Source organism: Ruegeria jejuensis (assembly GCF_041537905.1).
In the GTDB taxonomy this organism is placed as follows: domain Bacteria; phylum Pseudomonadota; class Alphaproteobacteria; order Rhodobacterales; family Rhodobacteraceae; genus Ruegeria_C.
This window is the reverse complement of record NZ_JBGRUO010000005.1, coordinates 25,823-45,934: the sequence shown is the minus strand read 5'-3', so window position 1 is coordinate 45,934 and position 20,112 is coordinate 25,823. Positions and strand designations below refer to the sequence as shown.

Genomic DNA, 20,112 nt, shown 5'->3' with positions numbered 1-20,112 from the left:
CGCGCCTACATGAAGACCATCAGCCCGGTGAACAAAGCGGCGGACAGCAGCGCGGTGGCGGGCACCGTCACCATCCATGCGGCAAGAATGGTCATGAAATGCGACCGGCGCACCAATTTGCGGTGGCGGCGTTCCTCCATCGCGATCTGCTGCAGGTTTGGTGCCCGGCGTTGACGATACTGGTTGTGCCATTCGCGATAGAACCCGACCCCAAACACGCTGCCAACCGCGATATGAGTGGAACTGACCGGCAGGCCCTGCCAACTGGCCAGCAGCACGGTGATGGCCGTCGACAGTGCCACGCAGAACGCGCGCATCGGGTTCAGCTTGGTGATCTGCGTGCCAACCATCCGGATGAGGCGCGGGCCGAACAGGAACAGACCGAACGATATCCCGAAGGCCCCGATTGCCATCACCCAACCGGGCACCGGCACCTGCGCCGCAAAGGCCCCGAACTGGCTTGTATGAACGATTGCGGCCACCGGCCCCACCGCATTGGCCAGATCATTGGCCCCGTGGGCAAAGCTCAGCAGCGTGGCCGCCACGACCAGCGGCAGACCAAACAGGCTCTTGAGCGAGCGAGTCCGGTTCTCCATCCCAGCGGATTTGCGTCGCACCCATGGCACGCTCAGCCACCACGCAAGCCCGCCGACGAACAGGCCGATCAGCAGCGCGGTGCCCAGTTCAAGCCTGACGACCCGCTGCAGGCCTTGCACGGCCAGATAGGCCGCAAAAGCCCCCGCCATAACCGCGATCAGAATGGGCACCCAGACTCGTGCTGCCGCGATCTTGTCGTCGCGATCCTGAATGCGCGCCTTGATCAGCGCCAGAATTGCAGCGGCGATGAGCCCGCCCAGCAAGGGCGCGATGACCCAGCTTGCGGCGATGGCGCCCATCATGGGCCAGTTGACCGCCGCCATACCGGCCGCGGCCACGCCCGCCCCCAACACCCCGCCAACCACAGAATGGGTAGTCGAGATTGGTGCCCGGATGAGCGTGGAAAAGTTCACCCACAACGCCGAGGATATCAGCGCCGCCAGCATCGCCCAGATAAAGACCTGCGCATCCTGCATGGCAGTGGGATCGACGATATTCTTGGCAATGGTCTCGACCACTGCGCCGCCTGCCAGCAGCGCACCGGCGCTTTCCGCCAATGCAGCGATGCAGATCGCGGTTCCCATGCTCAGCGCATTGGCGCCCACCGCCGGGCCCATGTTGTTGGCCACATCGTTGGCGCCGATATTCATCGCCATATACGCACCAAAGATCGCTGCCGCGACCACGACCAGCCCGCCGGTGATATGGCCAAAAAACAGCGCCGCAGAGAGACCGACCAGAACGATGAATGCCAGTGCCAGACCTGGCGCGACCAATGGGCGGGCCGCATAAGAGGCGGCAAGCTCGGCACGGGAAATCAGGTTCAGATCGCGGTCAAGCTTGCTCCAACGTATTTCGTCCAGGTGGTCACTCATGATGCGACCAGCATAGCGTATTGCGCGGAGTCTGCTTGCAAATCCTGCAATTGAACCGGGTCAGACGTGGCAAGACGCAAGATCAGAGGGCGCGCAACAGGTCTTGCAATTCCGGTTCTGCCACCAGATTGGCGGCGTCTTCGGGGCGCATCCAGCGTCGCTCGCGCTGGCCTGCCTCGGGGTACTCATCGGCAAGCGCATCCACCTTGATCCGATAGACGCTGACCCGCACCGGCTGCGCGGCGCCATCTTTCAACACCTTGCTATAGTCAAAGCTGCCGACCGGCTCCTCGTCTACCTTTTCGGCCTGCACGCCAGCCTCTTCCCAAGCTTCCTGCAACGCCGATCCCGCACCGGTCTTGCCGTCGATGGGCCAGCCTTTGGGCACCACCCAGCGACCGGACCCCCGGCTGGTGATCATCAACACTTCGCGATTTTTCTTTTTGCCGCGTACGCACAATGCCGCAACCTGCACCGCCTCCGGACGCAGGATGAGGGGACGCACGACCTCTTCCCAGGTACTCTTTAACGCCATAAACATTACTGCCGACCCTTTCATCGCCGCTTATATGCGCGGCTATAGCCCTGATACTTGGCCATTTTGCCCGATTTTTCAACAAAGCTGGGGATATTTGGCGCTGACAAATCTAAAAAATGGCATAATAGGCACGAAAAATGCATCAAAAGCAGCGTCTTTCCGCACCCACATGTGTTCAACGCCCAGACGGGCGGCGCTTGGCGCGCAAGGTGGGGTCCGCCTGCGTCGGGTCCTCGGGCCAGGGGTGTTTGGGATATTGCGCGCGCATGTCTTTGCGCACCTCCGCATAGGACCCGGCCCAGAACCCCGGCAGGTCACGTGTGATCTGGATCGGGCGCTGCGCCGGTGACAGCAAGGTAACCTTCAGCGGCACACCGCCGCTTTCGGGATGGCGGGTCACGCCGAACATCTCTTGCAGGCGCACCGAAATCTCGGGTCCGTCCGGTCCATACTCGATCGCCAGCTTGCGCCCGAGCGGCGTGACGAACTGCCCTGGCACGCGGCGGTCCAACTCCTGCATCTGAGGCCAACTGAGCGCGGCCTTCATAGCGGGATAAAGATCGAATTTCCGCCACTCCTGCGCGCTGCGCACCCCCTCCAACATCGGCAGGAGCCAGCCTTCGAGCGTGTCGGTCAGACCCTGAAGCGAGAAGTCCGGGTAGTCGCCGCCCTCGGCGCGGGCCAGTTCCACGCGGGCGGCGAGCCGCGCTGCCGGACCCTCCAGCCGCAGGCCCAGATCGCGCACCCCCTCCAGCATTGCCTGCGCCACGCGATCGGATGGGACGTCCTTCCAGATCCGATCCTCCAGCGTGATCGCGCCCAGCCGCTCCTGCCGGCGCGCGATCACGCGGCGTTCGCGTTTGGACCAGACGCAGCTGTCGACCCAGACGATCTGCGCACCGAAACTGTCGCGGATCTCGCGTTCGGTGATCTGTACCGCCTGACGGATGCGCGCCTCGCGCGGGTTGCCGTCCGTGTCGGTGGCCACCAGATAAGGCGCTGCTGCCAGAGGATCACCCGCTTCCAGCACAGCGCCCTTGCCGCCGCTCAGTACAAAGCGCGGTGCATCGCCCGGACGGCGTCGCCCGATACGGTCGGGATAGGCCAAGGCGGCCATCACGGCCGGGCTGACAGCCTCGCCATCCTTCGGGGCCTGCCTTGCCAGCCGCCGGGCTTCGTCTTTGACCCGGCCCAAGGCGCCGGGATTGACCTGATAAGGCCGCTCGCGCCGAAAGCGTTGCAGATCGCGCAGCGCTGCCAGCCGCAGACCCAGATCGACCGGTGCCCCTCGCAGGATATCACGGTCCGCCAGCAGGGCGGCCAGCGGCGCGGCGTCCCGCCCGGCGCAGGTCAGCATATGCCCCAGACGCGGATGCAGCGGCAGCCGCGCCAAGGCCCGCCCGTGTTCTGTGATCTGCCCACGCGCGTCCAGCGCCCCCAGCAACGTAAGCAGCGCGCGTGCCTCCTGCATCGTGCCCTCGGGCGGGGCGGTCAGGAAAGGCAGGTCACTGGGTGACGCCCCCCAAAGCGCCAGTTCCAGTGTCAGCCCGGTCAGGTCGGCGGCCTCGATCTCGGCGGGTGGAAATGCCATGAGGGCACCTTCTTCGCCCTTGGACCACAGACGATAACACGCGCCCTCGGCCACGCGCCCGGCGCGACCAGCCCGCTGAGTGGCCTCAGCGCGCGTGACCTTTTCGGTCACCAGACGCGACATGCCTGAGCCGGGATCAAACCGCCCCCGCCGCGCCCGGCCCATATCGACTACGGCGCGCACATTCGGCAGGGTCAGCGAGGTCTCGGCGATCGAGGTGGCCAGAACCACTTTGCGCCCACTGCGCGCAGGCGCGATCGCTTTGCGCTGCTCGGCAAAGGGCAGGGCACCAAACAGCGGATGCAGCGTGCAATCCTTGGGCAGGCGGTCGCTCAGACGGGTCTGGAGCCTGCGAATCTCGCCCTCGCCGGGCAGAAAGACCAGCACGTCGCCACCTGTTGCGCGTGTTTCCTGCTCGGCGGTGCACACGAGATCCGACAGCGCCGCGAGCGGGTCCGCCTCTTTTGCCAAAGGCCGGTCCAGCCATCGCAGATCGACCGGGTAGCTGCGCCCTTCGGAACTGACCAGCGGCGCCTGCATGAGCTCTGCCACTGGCCCCGCATCCAGCGTCGCCGACATTGCCAGCAGCATCAGGTCATCGCGCAGTGCACCCACCACTTCGAGGCACAGCGCCAAACCCAGATCGGCATTCAGCGAGCGTTCGTGGAATTCGTCAAAAATCACCGCTCCCACACCGGGCAGATCCGGGTCCGATTGCAGCATTCGGGTCAGGATGCCCTCGGTCACCACTTCAATACGCGTCTGCGGCCCGCTTTTTGCCTCGCCCCTGATGCGATAGCCGACCGTCTCGCCGACCACCTCGCCCAGGGTTTCGGCCATCCGCTCGGCGGCGGCGCGGGCGGCAAGGCGGCGCGGTTCGAGCATGATGATGCCGCCCGTGGTCAGCCTGTCCTCCAACATGGCCAGCGGTACCCGCGTGGTCTTGCCCGCGCCAGGCGGGGCCTGCAGCACAGCCCGGCCCGAGCGGCGCAGCGCGTTGAGCAGCTCGGGCAACGCGTCCTCGATGGGCAGTCGGGTCATCCCATCACCCGCGTCTAGCGCCGGATGACCGTGGCGGGACCAAAGAGGGTATCGGCGCGCACCTCGACCAGCCGCATCAGATCGCCCGCAGGGGCGTAAGTGGCGGTGAATTCGAAGTCGCGCTTGCGCTTTAGGTCATCGGCCGAATACCCCGAGACACGGCGAAAGATACCGTGACAGGTGATCAGCGGCCCGGCCTCGGTGCGGCGCAGCATCGCCAGCTCGGTTAGCCGCTTGCCGTCAAAGACGCGCTGCGTAAGATCGCACAGCCCCTCTGCGGGCTGATCGCGCATCACCACAAACAGCGCGGTCAGCGGGTCGAGCGCGCCTTTCTGTTCCGCATCAGTCACAGCATGATCGGATTTTGGGCCCGGATCCGCATCGTCTGAACGGGCAACGCCCCCGGAATAGGTCAGCCGTTCCTTGGACTGGCGGCGACCGGTATTCATCTCTTCAACATAGCTGCTTGGCTCAAATATGTTGCCTTGCACGCGGCCCTTGGATTCCAGCTGGAACGCTACCCCGGACAGCGCATTGACCAGACCGGTCGTCTCGAATCGCGAGGCCACCGCATAGCGTGATCCGTTAACCGCGCCGGTTAGCGCCATGTCACCGACCTTGGCACCAAGCGCGCGCACGTCATATTGCCCTTCGGTCTGCTGTGCCGCGACAAGGCCGGGCAGGCACAGAAGCAGGAGGGCTCCTATCATTCGCATCGCTTTTGATCCCTGTCGGTTCGGTACTGGACAAAGGCGATATACCCACGGCATGAAGGCACCACAACAGCAATGGCGGGGCCATGACCACCGATACTCTGTCTGACAGAATTTTGAACGGCGAGCGCCGGGCGCTGGCGCGGGCCATCACGCTGGTCGAAAGCCAGCGCGCCGATCACCGCGCCGAGTCCGCGGCGCTGTTGGACAGGCTGCGCAAATCGGGCCGTCAGGCGATCCGCATCGGATTGTCAGGCACGCCGGGCGTCGGAAAATCGACCTTTATCGAGAGCTTTGGCATGTTTCTGACCGGGCAGGGGCTGCGGGTGGCGGTGCTGGCGGTCGATCCCAGTTCGGCCCGCTCTGGCGGTTCAATTCTGGGTGACAAGACGCGAATGGACCGGCTGTCGCGCGACCCAAACGCCTTTATCCGCCCCTCGCCCAGCCAGGCGCATCTGGGCGGCGTCGCACGGCGTACCCGCGAGGCGGTGAGCCTGTGTGAGGCGGCAGGGTTTGACGTGGTGCTGATCGAAACCGTGGGGGTGGGTCAGTCGGAAACCGTTGTGTCGGAAATCTCTGACCTCTTTCTGCTGCTGCTCGCACCTGCGGGCGGCGATGAGCTTCAAGGCGTCAAGCGCGGCATCATGGAGATGGCGGACCTGATTCTCGTCAACAAGGCCGACGGCGATCTGCGTCCCGCCGCGACCCGCACCTGCGCCGACTATTCCGGCGCACTGCGCCTGTTGCGCAAGCGCCCGCAGGACCCTGAGGGGTTTCCCAAGGCGCTGATGGTCTCGGCGCTGGAAGAGGCCGGGCTGACCAAAGCCTGGGAAGAGATGACATCGCTGGTGACCTGGCGCCGCGAGAATGGCTTCTGGGACCGCCGCCGCGCCGATCAGGCGCGCTACTGGTTCGAGCAGGAGGTACGTCACGCCCTACTGGCGCGGCTGGAAACGGCTCAGGCACGCAGCCAGATGCACCAATTGAGCGATGACGTTGCCCGGGGCCGCCTGGGCCCCGCCGTTGCCGCCGAGACCCTTTTGGCGACGCTCGGACGCGACTGAGCTTTTCGGGGTGGCACAAAGCCCGGCGGAAGAGGCGCAATGGCAAAGATTTCGCGATACCCGTCTTGACCCTTCCGGTGATTCCTCTTACACGCATCCAACCAGTTTTCGGGCGCGCCTTCGGGCCGCGCCCTTCATGATTTGGCAGATGTCTGGCATAGGGTCAGAAAAGCTGCCGCCAGATACGAAGGATGAAACCCATGTCGCGCCGTTGCGAACTGACCGGAAAAGGCCCGATGACTGGCAACAATGTCAGCCACGCCAAAAACAGGACCCGTCGCCGGTTCCTGCCCAACCTGAATGATGTGACACTGCAATCCGAAACCTTGGGCCGTGGCGTCAAGCTGCGGATCTCGGCCTCGGCTCTGCGTTCGGTCGATCACCGCGGAGGTCTGGACGCATTCCTGGCCAAAGCCAAGGATGACGAGCTGTCGGCCAACGCGCTGAAGGTCAAGAAAGAGATCGCAAAGGCGCAATCCGCCACTGCCTGATCCCTGACCGGATGACCACGAAATAGCCCCGCACCGGAAACCGGTGCGGGGCTTTCTTGTTTGAACATTGCAGGCAGGTCAGGACGAGATGCGGACCTGCGCTATCGCCTCTTGAAACGCCGGGTTCGCGATGATCGCATCGGCATAGGCATGGCCAAGCGTCTGGCCCGCCAGCACGTCCATCGGGTAATGCACCCCTCCGGTCACCCGGCCATAGCCGATCTGCTCGGCCAGATCGATCAAATCCGCTTCATGCTCGGGGAAGGCCTCGGACAGCAGCCGGGCATAGACCACCGCCCGGATCGAGTGACCGCTGGGATAGGCGGCCACCGGGCGCACCTCGCCGATCGGATCTATCGCGTCGTTGACGACGAAGGGTCTGGGCAGGTCATAGACCGACTTCAGCGCGTCGTAATCGGACCGGACCTCGTCAATCGAACGGTCGATCACTGTCTTGAGTCCGGCTGCATCAACGGTGAACATATCCTGTCCGACAATCGGCCAGAACCGCTCAACCGTGAGCGGGGTCTCCACAAACGCGACCTGTTCCGGCGTGCGCGTCAGCTGCTCCCAGGCGACAATGGCCATCTGGGTGTCAAACGCGGCACTGTCCATCTCGGGCGGCGGCGGGATCACCTCGGTCGCCGTCACGCTGCCTTCGGGCAGATACTGGCCGGAAGAGGCGTGGCTCGGTTGCGCCACGCCCAAGGTCAGAAGGGCAAGCCCGGCCGCGAAGGCTGGGGCCGTCAGGTAAGTTCTGGCGGATGTCATCTCGTATCTCCTTTTCCGGTCGCATCGCGACCTAAAATGGCGTGTCCACACTCAAATGGGGTTCAAATGGCGCACGCAAAGCGCATTTTGCGGGTTGAGCCGCAAAATGAAGAACTTCTCATGCGCGCTTCATTCAATGGGCCTAGCCCTCACAGGCGCACACACTGCGCCTCGCGTGATACCGACGATGAGTTTACCTACCAAGACCGCTCAATGGGATTGTCTGCGTCAGGTAGTCACGGCGTCCGAGAAAAATACCGTCCCATCCATGATCCGGCGCTGAGTACGGAAGGTGCTGGCCGAGATCGCCTCGACCCCGTCACTGGTTTGCGCGACCTCCGCCATCACCGGCAGGACACCAGACGGATTGCCGATGCGCAAAGGGTCTGCCGTACCCGCAATCCGGTTCACCAGCGTGCCGGGAATTTGCGTCGCCACACCCGTGCACATACCGCCCGTGAGCGTGATTGCGCGATGGGATTTGCCCATCGAGATCAGCCGTACACCCAGATCGTGGCTGTCTGCCCCGTAGGCACTGCCATCCAGCGCGGTGAAACCTGCCGGGGCGCTGACAATGGCGACCTTAGGGTTGGACAGCGCGGCCTGTTCGATGGTTTCCGCCATACCCATCGCCACGGCCCCGGCGCGACGGATCGCTTCCATCCGGGCCATGTAGCTTTCGTCCGCATCAAGGTCCTGCGGCAGTTCGGTTGCGGTCTTGCCAAGCGCTTCGGCCGAGACAAAAACCACCGGGTTGGCCGCATCCACCAGCGAGGCTTCGACCGCGCCCACTCCGTCGACCTGCAGCACATCCACCGGGTTGCCGGTGGGCAGCAAACTTCCGGTTGCCGCACCGCCGGGGCGTAGAAAATCCAGCGTCACGCGCGCGCCGGAGCCTGACACGCCGGGGATCACGAAATCGCCCTGCTCGACCGGCATCCCGTCCTGCACCGGAAACCGCGCATGATAGATCTGACTGGTATTTGTGTTGAATATCCGCACCAAAGCCTCGCCATCACTGGCGATCTGAACCAGACCTTCCTCCACCGCAAACGGCCCGACGCAGGAAGACATGTTTCCGCAGGCCGACCCATAATCGGCCACTGGCTGATCCACCGCGATCTGCACGAAAGTGTAGCTCACATCCGCATCCGCACGATCTGACCGCTCGACAATCACCACCTTGGACAGCGACGATATCCCGCCGCCCATACCGTCAAGTTGCCGCCCATAGGGGTCGGGGCTGCCCAACACCTGCAAGAAGATGCGGTCGCGTTCGGCCTGATCCGCGGGCAGGTCGGCCCCGTTGAATACCACCGCTTTCGACGTGCCGCCGCGATAGAATGCCGCTCTCAAACCCTGCCGCATCTCACGCCGCCTTCTTGCCAAGGAAAGACCGGAATGCCATGGGCAGCAGACCGCTCTGGGCAAACACCTCGCGTTCGCGGTCGTTGTAAAGCCGCAGGTCCAGTGGGGTCACATCGCTGCTGCCATCTCTGCGGCGAATGGTCAGGCTGGCCCGGGTCAGATCATCCGACAGGGAGATGTCATAGACCTCGGACCCGTCAAGGCGCAGGGTCTGGCGGGTGACACCTTCAGGGAAACAAAGCGGCGCGATACCCATATTGACGAGATTCGAGCGGTGGATACGCTCATAGCTTTCGGCGATCACGGCGCGGATACCCGCAAGCCAGGGCGCTTTTGCCGCCGTATCACGAGACGAGCCGCAGCCATAATCCTTGCCGCCAATCACCACCAATTTCTGATTGCGCTCAAGGTAGGTTTCGATGGCCTTGAACACCGTTGTGACCTCGCCTTCCGGTTCGATCCGGGTCCAGGACCCTTCCTTGTCCGGCACCATTTCATTGCGTAAACGGTAATTGGCGAAGGTCGAGCGGATGATGACATCTGAACAGCCTCGCCGCGTGCCAAAAGAGTTGAAGTCACGTGGTTCGACACCCTTGGAGATCAGGAACTGACCAGCCTCGGACTCCGGCGTGATGGTACCGGAGGGGGAGATGTGATCGGTTGTCACCGAGTTCCCCAATATTGCCAAAGGCCGCAAGCCCGTGAGCGGCGCGACGGATTCGGGATCGGGCGCGATGGTCTTCACGAAAGGCGGGAAGCTGACATAGGTGCTGGGGACCCATTCATAACTGCCAGTGCCGGTCTCCAATGCGGTCCAGTCGTCATTTACGTCACCGATTGCTTTGAAATTGCTGATGAAATCATCCGCCGTCACATAGGTGTTGATGATCTCATCCACCTCTTCAATCGACGGCCAGAGATCCGCCAGCGTCACAGGGTTGCTGTCTTGATCCAGCCCTAGCGCCTCTTGCGAGATGTCGCGCAGGATCGTGCCCATCAGCGCATAGGCGACCACCAGCGGGGGCGAGGCGATCATGTTGCGCGAGGCCAATGGATGGATGCGGCCCGCGAAGTTGCGGTTGCCCGACAGCACCGCGACGCCCTTCACGTCATGATCCCGGATCGCAGCCTCATGCTCGGGCCGCAATGGCCCTGACATGCCGTTGCAGGTCGAGCAGGAAAAGGCCGCGACCTCAAAGCCCAGCTTGTCCAGATCCTCCTGCAACCCGCTGGCCTTCAGATACCGCGCCACCACGCGCGATCCGGGCGCGAGGGAGGTCTTGACATGCGGTTTGACACTCAAGCCACGCGCCACGGCGTTGCGGGCGATCAACCCGGCCAGGATCATGTTGCGCGGATTGGCGGTGTTGGTGCAGCTGGTGACGGCAGCGATGATCACATCGCCATCGCCGATATCGTGATCCGCGCCGTCGACCGGCACCCGGCGGGCCGCTTCGACCTCTTCCTCTGAGGTCAATGTTTTCGTGGCCTTTTCCAGATCGATCCGCTGTTCCGGCCGGGACGGGCCCGAGACCGAGCGGCCAATGGCGCTCAGGTCCAGCGTCACCACCTGATCATACTCGATCCGGGGGTCGACGCCCTCGGACCACATCTGCTGCGCCCTGCAATAGCTTTCAGTGTTGCGAATGGTCTCGGCGGTGCGCCCGGTTTCGCGCTGATAGCGGATCGTGTTGGCATCAACCGGGCAGAACACCTGGGTGGAGCCGTATTCGGGCGACATATTGGCGATCGTGGCGCGGTCGGCCACGCTCAGCCTTTCGTAGCTGGGACCGAACATCTCGACAAACGTGTCCACTACGCCCAAGGCGCGCAGCTTTTCGGCCACGACCAGTGCCACATCCGTTGCAGTGATGTCATGGGATGGGTCACCGATTACCTCAAGCCCGATCACCTTGGGAACGTTCACGGCGGTGGTTTCGCCAAAGAGAAGGCCCTCAGCCTCCAGCCCGCCGATGCCCCAACCGGTGATACCAAGCGCGTTGATCATCGTGGTATGGCTGTCGGTGCCAAGGCAGCTATCAGGGATCAGAACCTGCACGTTTTCGTTCGAGGGCAGGACGGTCTGGCCGAGGAACTCCAGATTGACCTGATGGCATATACCGCCGCCGGGCGGGATCACCCGCAGACGTGGAAACCGGGCCTCGCAGGCTTTGAGAAAGGCAAAGCGTTCGCGGTTCACCTCGAACTCTCTCGCCATGTTCTTTTCCAGCGCAAACCGTTCGGCCCAGTGGTTGATCGTCATCGCGTGGTCGATCACCAGATCAACGGGCAGGCTCATGTCGACGTCTGCGGGGTCACCGCCATGCGACTCCAGCAGATCGCGCATCGCCATGATGTCGACCAGCGCAGGGATGCCCAGCATATCGTGCAGCAACAACCGCGCCGGGCGGAAGGGTACCGCGTCGCCGGTGCGCTCGGCCACCAGGGCCGCATCCGCGCCACCCTCGGAATGGCGGGCGGCGTTTTCCGCCAGTACCCGCAGGGAATAGGGCAGGGTGGGCAGCCGGTTGCCCAGCCCCTGCGCATAGTCGATTGCCTGAAATCCTGTGCCTGCCACGTTTCGGTATTGCACGTCTCACCCTCCGGTCTTTGCGCGACAGAGCTAGACAATCCACCCCCGGCCCTGCAAGGTCGGATATACAGCGTTTCATCAGAGAGAACTCCAGAGAAAAGCAATGTGCGCCACCAGAACGGAATCCGTCGAGCGGGCCATGTCGATCCTGAACGCGTTCTCGGCCCACCGCCCCGAGATGACGCTGGCGCAACTGGCCGAGGAAACCGGGCTGCACAAAAGCACGATCCTGCGGCTGACCAATTCGATGGCGATCTATGGTTTTGTCCAGCGCGACAGTGACGGGGTGTTCAGCGTTGGTCCCAGCGTCTGGCGGCTGGGCCTGATCTTTCGCCGCGACTTCACGCGGCGCGAACATGTGGCGCCGGCGTTGCGGATGCTGGCCGAGGCGACCGGCGAAACCGCCTCCTTTTACGTGCGCTCGGGCACCGAAAGAGTTTGTCTTTACAGGGAAAATTCGCCCAACCTGCTGCGGTTTCATGTAGAAGAGGGGATGCGCCTGCGGCTCTCAACCGGGGCCTCTGGCATGGTGCTGCGCCATTTCAGCGGCGAGGATGTGGGCGGAACAGACGGGTTCAACTCTGCCGGAACGATCATGTCGGTGGGCGAAACCAACCCCAATATCTCATCCGTTTCGACGCCGGTCTTTTCCCGCGACGGTGCGCTGCAAGGCGCGCTGACCGTTTCGGGTCTGGCCAGTCGGTTCGATGACGCCGCCCGCAAAGCGGTGGTGCCGCTGCTGGAAACCCTGGCGAAATCACTGACGGCGTAATCATTCTCTCTGGTGAAACGCGAATTGAGCCGCCTTGCCGTAAACCCGGCCAACCGGCTAGATACGCGCAACACCGGGTCGCGCTGAAGGATATGCAAGATGCTGACACATGAGATCAACAAGGCCTTTCGCGAGCGCCTGACCGCTGGCCGCGCTGTGCTGATGCCGGGGGCCGCAAACGCTCTAGCGGCGCGGGTGATTGAGGATCTGGGGTTCGAGGCGATCTATATCTCGGGCGCGGGCGTTACCAACACGTTCTACGGCATGCCCGATCTGGGTTTCATCAACCTCACCGACATCGCGCAGCATTGCGCGGCGATCCGCAACACCAGCGATCTTCCCCTCGTGGTGGATGCCGATACCGGCTTCGGCAACGCGCTGAACGTGCATCATACGGTGCGGATGCTGGAGCGCGCGGGGGCCAGTGCAATCCAGTTGGAAGATCAGGTGAACCCTAAGCGTTGCGGGCACTTCTCGGGCAAGGATGTGGTGCCGCTGGACGAGGCGCGGGGCCGGATCAAGGCCGCTGTCGATGCACGTCAGGACCCGAACTTCATGATCGTCGCCCGTACCGATGCACGCGCTGGCAGTACACTGGACCAAGCGCTGGACCGGGCCGCAGCCTTCATCGAGGACGGCGCCGACATCACCTTTGTCGAAGCGCCGGTGTCTGAGGAGGAGATCCGTGAGATTCCGCGCCGCTTGCAGGGCACGCCGCAGTTGGTCAATCTGGTGGTCGGCGGCAAGACCCCGATCCTTGATTTCGATGCGCTCGACCGGATGGGCTTCGGCCTTGTACTCTATGCCAATGTCGCGCTGCAGGGCGCGCTATATGGCATGGTCAACGCATTGTCGCAGCTAAAAGCCGACGGTATCATGACCGAGGATGGGCCTCTGGCCGGATTCAAGATGCGTCAGGATACTGTCCGTAAGGATCACTATGACGCGCTTGAGGCAAAATACACCTGACGCGACGAACGCGCCCTATCGCTCAAGCACCTTTACCGTGTGAATATCTGCGGTAGTCGAAGAGGTGCGATCCGGCCTCTCTGGCAGCAATCCGCCCATATGCGGCAGAGAACGACTTTAGCTATAGGATGCAAACATTTGAAATGTTGGTGCATTACCCAATACCAACAACCTCCCACATGACCTGTGAAACCTCACGTAACTTCAAGGAAGTTTGACTTGGCCCACCCCTCGTTAACATGTTAGGACACACTTTGAAAAGCTGAAAAACTTTCAGATAAGGGGTTCCAGTCAATGAGCTGTATGACATCTGCCGGTCCTGTAAATGGCCGGGATACGTTTGGCGTTGCGAAATCGAAACTGGTTCAAATGCTCGCCCTTGTCCTTGGGATAATCGCCTATGGGGGCCTTCCCGCACTGGCGGCAGATGAAAAGGCGCTAACCCCGGTCAAGCTATTTGCCCTGGATGCGGTCGAAGACGTCCAAACCCGCACCTTCTTCGGGCAGGTCGTTGCTAAGGAAACGGTGGATTTGGCCTTTCAAGTCGGCGGTCAGATCGTCACATTTCCCGCCGTCGAGGGCGAAATCGTTCCCAAAGGGGAACTGGTTGCCCAACTCGATCAGGAGCCTTTCGAGCTGAGCCTCACCCGCGCGCAACTTGCCGATGCACAAGCCGAGCGTGACCTTGCGCGGATGAAGCGGCTGGAAGGCAGCGCGGTCAGCCGCGTGACGCTTGAGAACGCGCAGACCAATGCCGAACTGACGGTGGTTCAGCTTAAAGAGGCCGAATACGCCCTGCGCCAATCGACCCTGCTGGCGCCCTTCGACGCTCTGGTCGCCTATCGCGAGGTCGCCAATTTCACCACCGTCTCGCCGGGCACCCATGTTGTACGCTTGCACGACATGTCCGATTTACGCATCGAGATCGATGTGCCCGAAGTTCTGTTTCAACGGGTCGGCGCCAGAACCGAGGTCAAGTTGCAGGCAAAGTTCCCGGCCAGCGATGAATTATTTCCACTGGAGGTTCGGGAGGTGAACGCCGAAACCTCGCAGATCGGCCAGACCTTCCGCGTGACTCTCGGGATGACGCCGCCCGAGGGAATACAGATTTTCCCCGGCTCCTCGGTACGCGTTCTGGCCACGCTGGCCCGAGAGACCGGCGTGATGCGCATCGCTGCATCTGCCGTGTCCGCCAGTGAAGGCGGAGAGACCTCAGTTTTTGTCTTCGACAGCAAGGATGGCGAGACCGGCAGCCTGCGCCGCGTGCCGGTCGATCTGGCCGTGGGCCGCGATGGCGAGTTCGAGGTCCTCGCTGGCCTGAACCCAGGGCAAGAGATCGTCGCCGCCGGTGTGTCGGTTCTGAGCGATGGCGCGCAGGTGCGTCGTTTCACTGAATTCCGCCAGTAAGGACAGATCATGCAGATCGCGCGTTCCAGCATCAACAATCCAATTGCGACCTGGATTGTCATCCTGACCTGCCTGTTCGGCGGGGTTGTCGGGTTCTTTTCGCTTGGCCGACTCGAAGATCCGGCCTTCACGATCAAGACCGCAACAGTTGTCACTCTCTATCCCGGTGCCACGGCGGATGAGGTTGCGCATGAGGTGACCGAAAAGCTGGAAAGCGAAATCCAGAAGATGTCCGAGGTCGACAAGATCGAGTCGGTGAACACGCCGGGCCTGTCATTGATCAAGGTCGACATGAAAAAAACCATTTCCAGCGGCGCTTTGCCTGCGGTCTGGACCAAGCTGCGCGCGCGGGTGGATGATGCAGCACCATCTCTGCCCGATGCAGCCTATACGCCCTTTGTAAATGACCGCTATGGAGATGTTTTTGGCATTTATTTCGCCGTAACCGCCCCCGGGTTTACCGACCGCGAACGCCATGAGCTGGCCACATTCATCCGGCGCGAATTGCTGTCGGTAACCGGGGTCGCGGATGTGGCGCTCAGCGGTCTTCCGGACGAGGCGATCTATGTTCAGCCCGATCTGGACCTGACCGCCAATCTGGGCGTACCGCCCGCAGTGATCGGTCAGCATATCGCGACCGCCAACGCCTTGGCTGAGGCCGGGCGCGCAAACGGGATACGCATCAACCGTCCGGACGGTTCGAACACGGTTGCCGAAATCCAGAACCTGACCGTTGGCGTCAACGGCAAGCTCGTCCGCCTTGCCGACATCGCCACCGTCGAACGCAGCCGGGTCGCGGACCCCGCCCTGATCATCCGGCATGACGGGGTCGAGGCCTTTACCGTCGGGGTCGCGGGTGTTCAAACCGAGAACATCGTCGAGGTGGGCCACCGCGTCGACCAGAAACTTGCCGAGTTGCAATCGAGCATTCCAGCCGGTGTCGAACTTAGCCCGATCTACCAGCAGCACCTGATCGTTGACGAGGCGTCGAACGCCTTTCTGATCAACCTCACCATGTCGGTCGCCATCGTGATCGCCGTGCTGGCCGCCGCCATGGGCTGGCGCGCCGCCATTGTGGTGGGGTCAACGCTGTTGCTGACGGTGACGGGCACGGTTCTGATGATGTCGATCTTTTCGATCGAGATGGAGCGGATCAGCCTCGGCGCGCTCATCATTGCGATGGGTATGCTGGTGGACAACGCCATCGTGATCGCTGAGGGCATGCAGACCGATATGGCGCGCGGCAAATCCTCGCGCGATGCGGCCCATGACACCGCCAACAAAACCCAGATCCCGCTTCTGGGTGCCACCGTGATTGGCATCATGGCCTTTGCCGGGATCGGGCTCAGCCCCGATGAGACCGGCGAATTCCTGTTCTCGCTCTTTGCGGTGATCGGCCTGTCGCTGATGCTGTCCTGGATTCTGGCAATCACCGTAACGCCGCTATTGGGTCACTACTTCTTCAAGGTCGGTTCGGGCGGTGACGGAGATGCCTATGACGGGCTGATGTTCCGCATGTTCGCCTCGGTCCTGGGTGTTGCCATCCGGCTCCGTTGGCTGGTGATCATCTTGCTGGTGGCACTGACCGCCGTCTGTTTTGCCGGTTTCGGCAGCCTCAAACAGCAGTTCTTCCCGAGCTCGAACACCCCGCTTTTCTTCATTCACTACAAGCTGGCGCAGGGCACCAAAATCCAGGAAACCTCCGAAGATCTGAAGCTGATCGAGACCTGGCTGGCCGAGCAGGACGAGGTCACCGCCATGACCACTTTCGTGGGTGAGGGGGCCAGCCGGTTCATGCTGACCTATCCCACCGAAGACCCCAATATCAGCTATGGCCAGATCATCGTGCGCGTGGACGAGTTGGATAATATCGCCCCGCTCAGCGCCCGCGCCGAGGCCTTTGCCCGCGAAAACCTGCCCCAGGGCGAATTCAGGACCAAGCGTCTGCTGTTCGGTCCCGGCGATGGCAACCCGATTCAGCTGCGCATCTCGGGTCCCGACCCCGATGAGCTGCGCCGCCTGAGCCAAGAGGCGATGGCCGTGATGACTCAGGCTTCGGACAAGCTGACCGGTCTGCGCACCGACTGGCGTGAACGCGAGACGGCGATCATTCCGCTGTTCTCCGAAGATCGCGCCCGCACGGCGGGCATCACCCGCAGCGACATGGCAGAGGTGCTGCTGTTTGCCACGGATGGCATTCCAAGCGGCGTGTTCCGCGACAGCGACCGGCAGCTGCCGATTTATGTCAGGGTTGACCCCGATGACCCTTCGGTTCTGCTGGATCAGCTGATCTACTCCGACACGGCCGACCAGTTCGTACCACTGGCGCAAGTGTCGGACGGGTTCGATTTCGAAATGCAGGACACGCTGATCCACCGTCGCAACCGGGTGCCCACCCTCACCGTCGCCGGCGATGTGACGCCCGACGCGACCGCTGCCTCGGTACACAGCGCGATCCGCGACGCGGTCGAGGCGATCCCGCTGCCGCTGGGCTACAAGATGGAATGGGGCGGTGAACACGAGGATTCCGCCAGGGCCCAGGCGAGCCTTGCCCGCCAGTTGCCCTTGTCGCTGCTGGTGATGGTGCTGATCTCGGTCTTCCTGTTCAACGCGCTGCGCCAGCCACTGATCATCTGGCTGCTGGTGCCGATGTCGGTCAATGGGGTGGTGATCGGGTTGTCGCTGACCGGATTGCCGTTCAGCTTTACCGCGCTCCTGGGGCTGCTCAGCCTGTCGGGAATGCTGATCAAGAACGGCATTGTTCTGGTCGAAGAGATCGATCTGGTCCGCGAAACCGGCAAACCGCTGCGAGAGGCCATCATCAAGGCCTCGGTCTCGCGGATGCGGCCGGTGACCCTGGCGGCGGCAACAACCATTCTGGGCATGCTGCCACTGCTGACCGACCAGTTCTTCCAGTCGATGGCGGTGACGATCATGGGCGGACTGGCCTTTGCCTCGATCCTGACGCTGATCGCGGCGCCGGTCTTCTACTACGTGCTCTTCTCACGCGACGCCAAGCGTGAAGAGCCTGTGCCGGAACCCGCGTGATGGCGGGCAGGGATCTTCCGTCTCGCCCTCTGCCTGCCTTTCTGATCGTGCCGCCGAGCATCGGTTGCGCGCCCAGACGCGGCCTGGCCGTGCCGATCGGTTTCCAGGCGGAGCCAGAGGAGTCCTCCGACCCCGACTATATGCGCGCGCGCCATGTTCAGGGCTCTGCGAACGGGTCGCGGCCCGACAACTGGCGCATCGATCTTGAAGGGAATTTCCGGGCCAGATAAATGCCGCTGCGACACAGGCCCATGCTATCTATTGTCAAAACGAGACTCCACTCGATATCTGAAAAAATTCAGGTGTGCTATGCGAACCACCAAGAATAAACAACGCCAAGAGCCCGTAAGAGTCCCGCGCCAGGCGCGCGCGCAGAAACGTGTCGAACAAATCCTGCGCGCAGCAAAAACCGTTGTCGCGGGAAAGGGATATACCGACCTCAAGATGACCGATGTCGCCGAAGAGGCCGGGATCACCATCAGTTCAATGTATCAGTATTTTCCCAACAAGGGCGCCGTGGTTTCGGCAATCTGCGACGAATATCTGCGCCAACAGCGCCGCAATCTCAAAGAAGCATTCCGCACACCACCGGGAACACTGACCGAAGTCATGGAGCGGATGGAAGCACTGTTGCAGAGTTACTATCAGACGCTGCGCGGCGACTGGGTTCTCAAGAAAATCTGGACTGGCGCGGCCTCTGACAAGTCGGTCCTGTCGGCAGAGTTTGACGACACGCTCGAAAATGTCGAAACGGTCTATGCGGCCGCGCAGCATTTCGTGCGGGATGACAAGCTGGCAGAGTTCAAGAAAACCCTGACCGTGCTTTTCGGCTTCGCCAATGCGGCGGTAAATCAGGCGGTGGACCTCGACGAAGCCGAAGGCCAGCGCAGCATCGAAATCGCAATCAGGATGCTTCGCGCCTCCTGGGCTGCGGGCATACATCCATTGGCCGCAGACCAACTCAGCCCCGCCGAGGCCTGATATGCCAGTTTATTTACCATAATCAGTCTTACGCGACTTAGGCGCCGCACGATCAAAGAGTGTCGGAGTACGTAAATAATGGGACCGAATTATTGAGACTCGTCCCCCATTGAATTCAACACCTTAAGATTTTTGCGCTTTTTGAGTGTTTCGACGGTTCAAGCGCTTCAAGTCGACGTTAAACAGAAAGCCAATGAGCCTCTTCGCAACCTGGAAACCAGCACAGTTTGTCTTACTTGGGCTTGATTGATTAGCAGAATATCGAAACAGGAAGCTTGCTGGCAGCACTGGCGGTTGAACATCCGTTCATCCTCGAAGCCAGGGAACGGATGAACATGGACCAATTTCTATCCAACGACGCAGTTGTGTTCGAAGAGAGCCATCTGAACAAACTGTCACCCACTGAACTCACGGACGCCTACGCGCGATCCGCAAAGACGTGGCGAGCATGAAAAGTCAAACATCCTACCCTGTCAGAAAGCTGCCCTCGTTTTCGATAGCTTGCACATCCGTATGTAACAATTGGGTACACCGTAAGATAACCCCCCGATGTGACATGATCGACTGTCCCGTTAGGGTGGTAAACTCAGCTATGTGACGGAATGGACATCACCTCTACCCTAATGTGACGGATACCAAATGCCCCGCATCGGATACGCCAGAGTAAGCACCACGAACCAAGATCTCGAGATTCAAACGGCAGCATTGAAGAAAGCTGGGTGCGAGATCGTCCGGTCAGAGAAAGGATCAGGTGCATCGCGTGACGGGCGCACGGAATTGGAAACCATCTTCGAGTTTTTACGCGAAGGTGATGAACTGGTTGTTCACCGACTTGACCGCCTTGGTCGTTCTACGAGGGATGTTCTGAACCTGGTGCATGAACTGGATGCCAAAGGCGCTTCCCTGCGGGTTCTTGAACCGGAAGTTAGTACTGCCGGTGATCTTGGTCGAATAGTGGTAACAGTGCTCGGCATGGTCGCTGACATGGAACTGAAATTCATCCGCGACAGACAGAGAGCCGGCATTGACGCCGCTAAGGAAAGAGGCGCCTATCGTGGCAGGCGAAAGCAAACAAATGACCAGCAAATTCGATCTCTTGCGGCTAGCGGCTTACTCAAAGCCCTGATCGCGCGCGATCTGGGCGTGTCTCGGATGACCGTTTATCGAGCGCTGAGCGCACCAGTCGGGCAACAGAATGCAGACGGCTCGACCGACGTGGAAAATAAGTTCGATAGGCATTCACGCGAGGAAAAGTAAAAGCTGTTTACTTGCAGTTCGACCATAAAAACTCAA

Annotated in this window: 15 protein-coding genes; 8 read left to right on the top strand and 7 right to left on the bottom strand. The window is 61.6% G+C overall.

Annotation, left to right across the window (positions count from 1 at the left end):
* Positions 1–5 precede the first annotated feature (5 nt).
* The 4 genes from AB1E34_RS07675 to AB1E34_RS07660 all read right to left on the bottom strand — a co-directional run bounded on the left by AB1E34_RS07675 (position 6) and on the right by AB1E34_RS07660 (position 5,352).
* A complete protein-coding gene (locus AB1E34_RS07675; protein ID WP_372571750.1) occupies positions 6–1,472 on the bottom strand; it encodes an inorganic phosphate transporter in 1,467 nt (488 codons plus the stop codon).
* An 82-nt stretch (positions 1,473–1,554) separates the two neighbouring features.
* A complete protein-coding gene (locus AB1E34_RS07670; RefSeq protein WP_372571749.1) occupies positions 1,555–1,977 on the bottom strand; it encodes an NUDIX hydrolase in 423 nt (140 codons plus the stop codon).
* 208 nt (positions 1,978–2,185) lie between these two features.
* Positions 2,186–4,642: an ATP-dependent helicase HrpB gene (gene hrpB, locus AB1E34_RS07665; RefSeq protein ID WP_372571748.1), complete on the bottom strand. Its 2,457-nt coding sequence runs from the start codon at positions 4,640–4,642 to the stop codon at positions 2,186–2,188.
* A 14-nt stretch (positions 4,643–4,656) separates the two neighbouring features.
* A complete protein-coding gene (locus AB1E34_RS07660) occupies positions 4,657–5,352 on the bottom strand; it encodes a DUF3108 domain-containing protein (RefSeq protein WP_372571747.1) in 696 nt (231 codons plus the stop codon).
* 89 nt (positions 5,353–5,441) lie between these two features.
* Between AB1E34_RS07660 and meaB the strand changes: the two genes are divergently transcribed.
* Together meaB and rpmB are read left to right on the top strand one after the other, a co-directional pair.
* The gene (gene meaB / locus AB1E34_RS07655) at positions 5,442–6,419 is read left to right on the top strand and encodes a methylmalonyl Co-A mutase-associated GTPase MeaB (protein ID WP_372571746.1); all 978 of its coding nucleotides are present in this window, start codon (positions 5,442–5,444) and stop codon (positions 6,417–6,419) included.
* A 200-nt stretch (positions 6,420–6,619) separates the two neighbouring features.
* Positions 6,620–6,910 carry a 50S ribosomal protein L28 gene (gene rpmB, locus AB1E34_RS07650; protein ID WP_372571745.1) on the top strand — a complete coding sequence of 97 codons (291 nt, stop codon included), beginning with the start codon at positions 6,620–6,622 and terminating at the stop codon, positions 6,908–6,910.
* A 78-nt stretch (positions 6,911–6,988) separates the two neighbouring features.
* On the opposite strand, the gene AB1E34_RS07645 is transcribed toward rpmB, so the two are convergent.
* From AB1E34_RS07645 to acnA, 3 genes are all read right to left on the bottom strand, one after another.
* A complete protein-coding gene (locus AB1E34_RS07645; RefSeq protein WP_372571744.1) occupies positions 6,989–7,681 on the bottom strand; it encodes a phosphatase PAP2 family protein in 693 nt (230 codons plus the stop codon).
* A 228-nt stretch (positions 7,682–7,909) separates the two neighbouring features.
* Entirely contained in the window at positions 7,910–9,049 is a 1,140-nt protein-coding gene (locus tag AB1E34_RS07640) for a 2-methylaconitate cis-trans isomerase PrpF family protein (protein ID WP_372571743.1), read from the bottom strand.
* Position 9,050: 1 nt separating this feature from the next.
* Entirely contained in the window at positions 9,051–11,642 is a 2,592-nt protein-coding gene (gene acnA, locus AB1E34_RS07635) for an aconitate hydratase AcnA (RefSeq protein WP_372571742.1), read from the bottom strand.
* Positions 11,643–11,745: 103 nt separating this feature from the next.
* Between acnA and AB1E34_RS07630 the strand changes: the two genes are divergently transcribed.
* The 6 genes from AB1E34_RS07630 to AB1E34_RS07605 all read left to right on the top strand — a co-directional run bounded on the left by AB1E34_RS07630 (position 11,746) and on the right by AB1E34_RS07605 (position 20,076).
* Positions 11,746–12,414 carry an IclR family transcriptional regulator gene (locus AB1E34_RS07630; protein ID WP_372571741.1) on the top strand — a complete coding sequence of 223 codons (669 nt, stop codon included), beginning with the start codon at positions 11,746–11,748 and terminating at the stop codon, positions 12,412–12,414.
* Between the two features lie 99 nt (positions 12,415–12,513).
* Positions 12,514–13,383 carry an isocitrate lyase/PEP mutase family protein gene (locus AB1E34_RS07625; protein ID WP_372571740.1) on the top strand — a complete coding sequence of 290 codons (870 nt, stop codon included), beginning with the start codon at positions 12,514–12,516 and terminating at the stop codon, positions 13,381–13,383.
* A gap of 294 nt (positions 13,384–13,677) precedes the next feature.
* Positions 13,678–14,790 (top strand): efflux RND transporter periplasmic adaptor subunit, encoded by a 1,113-nt coding sequence (locus AB1E34_RS07620; RefSeq protein WP_372571739.1) that lies wholly within the window; start codon positions 13,678–13,680, stop codon positions 14,788–14,790.
* A 9-nt stretch (positions 14,791–14,799) separates the two neighbouring features.
* Entirely contained in the window at positions 14,800–17,838 is a 3,039-nt protein-coding gene (locus tag AB1E34_RS07615; RefSeq protein ID WP_372571738.1) for an efflux RND transporter permease subunit, read from the top strand.
* Between the two features lie 309 nt (positions 17,839–18,147).
* Positions 18,148–18,819 (top strand): TetR/AcrR family transcriptional regulator, encoded by a 672-nt coding sequence (locus tag AB1E34_RS07610; protein ID WP_372571737.1) that lies wholly within the window; start codon positions 18,148–18,150, stop codon positions 18,817–18,819.
* Between the two features lie 639 nt (positions 18,820–19,458).
* Entirely contained in the window at positions 19,459–20,076 is a 618-nt protein-coding gene (locus tag AB1E34_RS07605) for a recombinase family protein (protein ID WP_372571736.1), read from the top strand.
* Positions 20,077–20,112 lie beyond the last annotated feature (36 nt).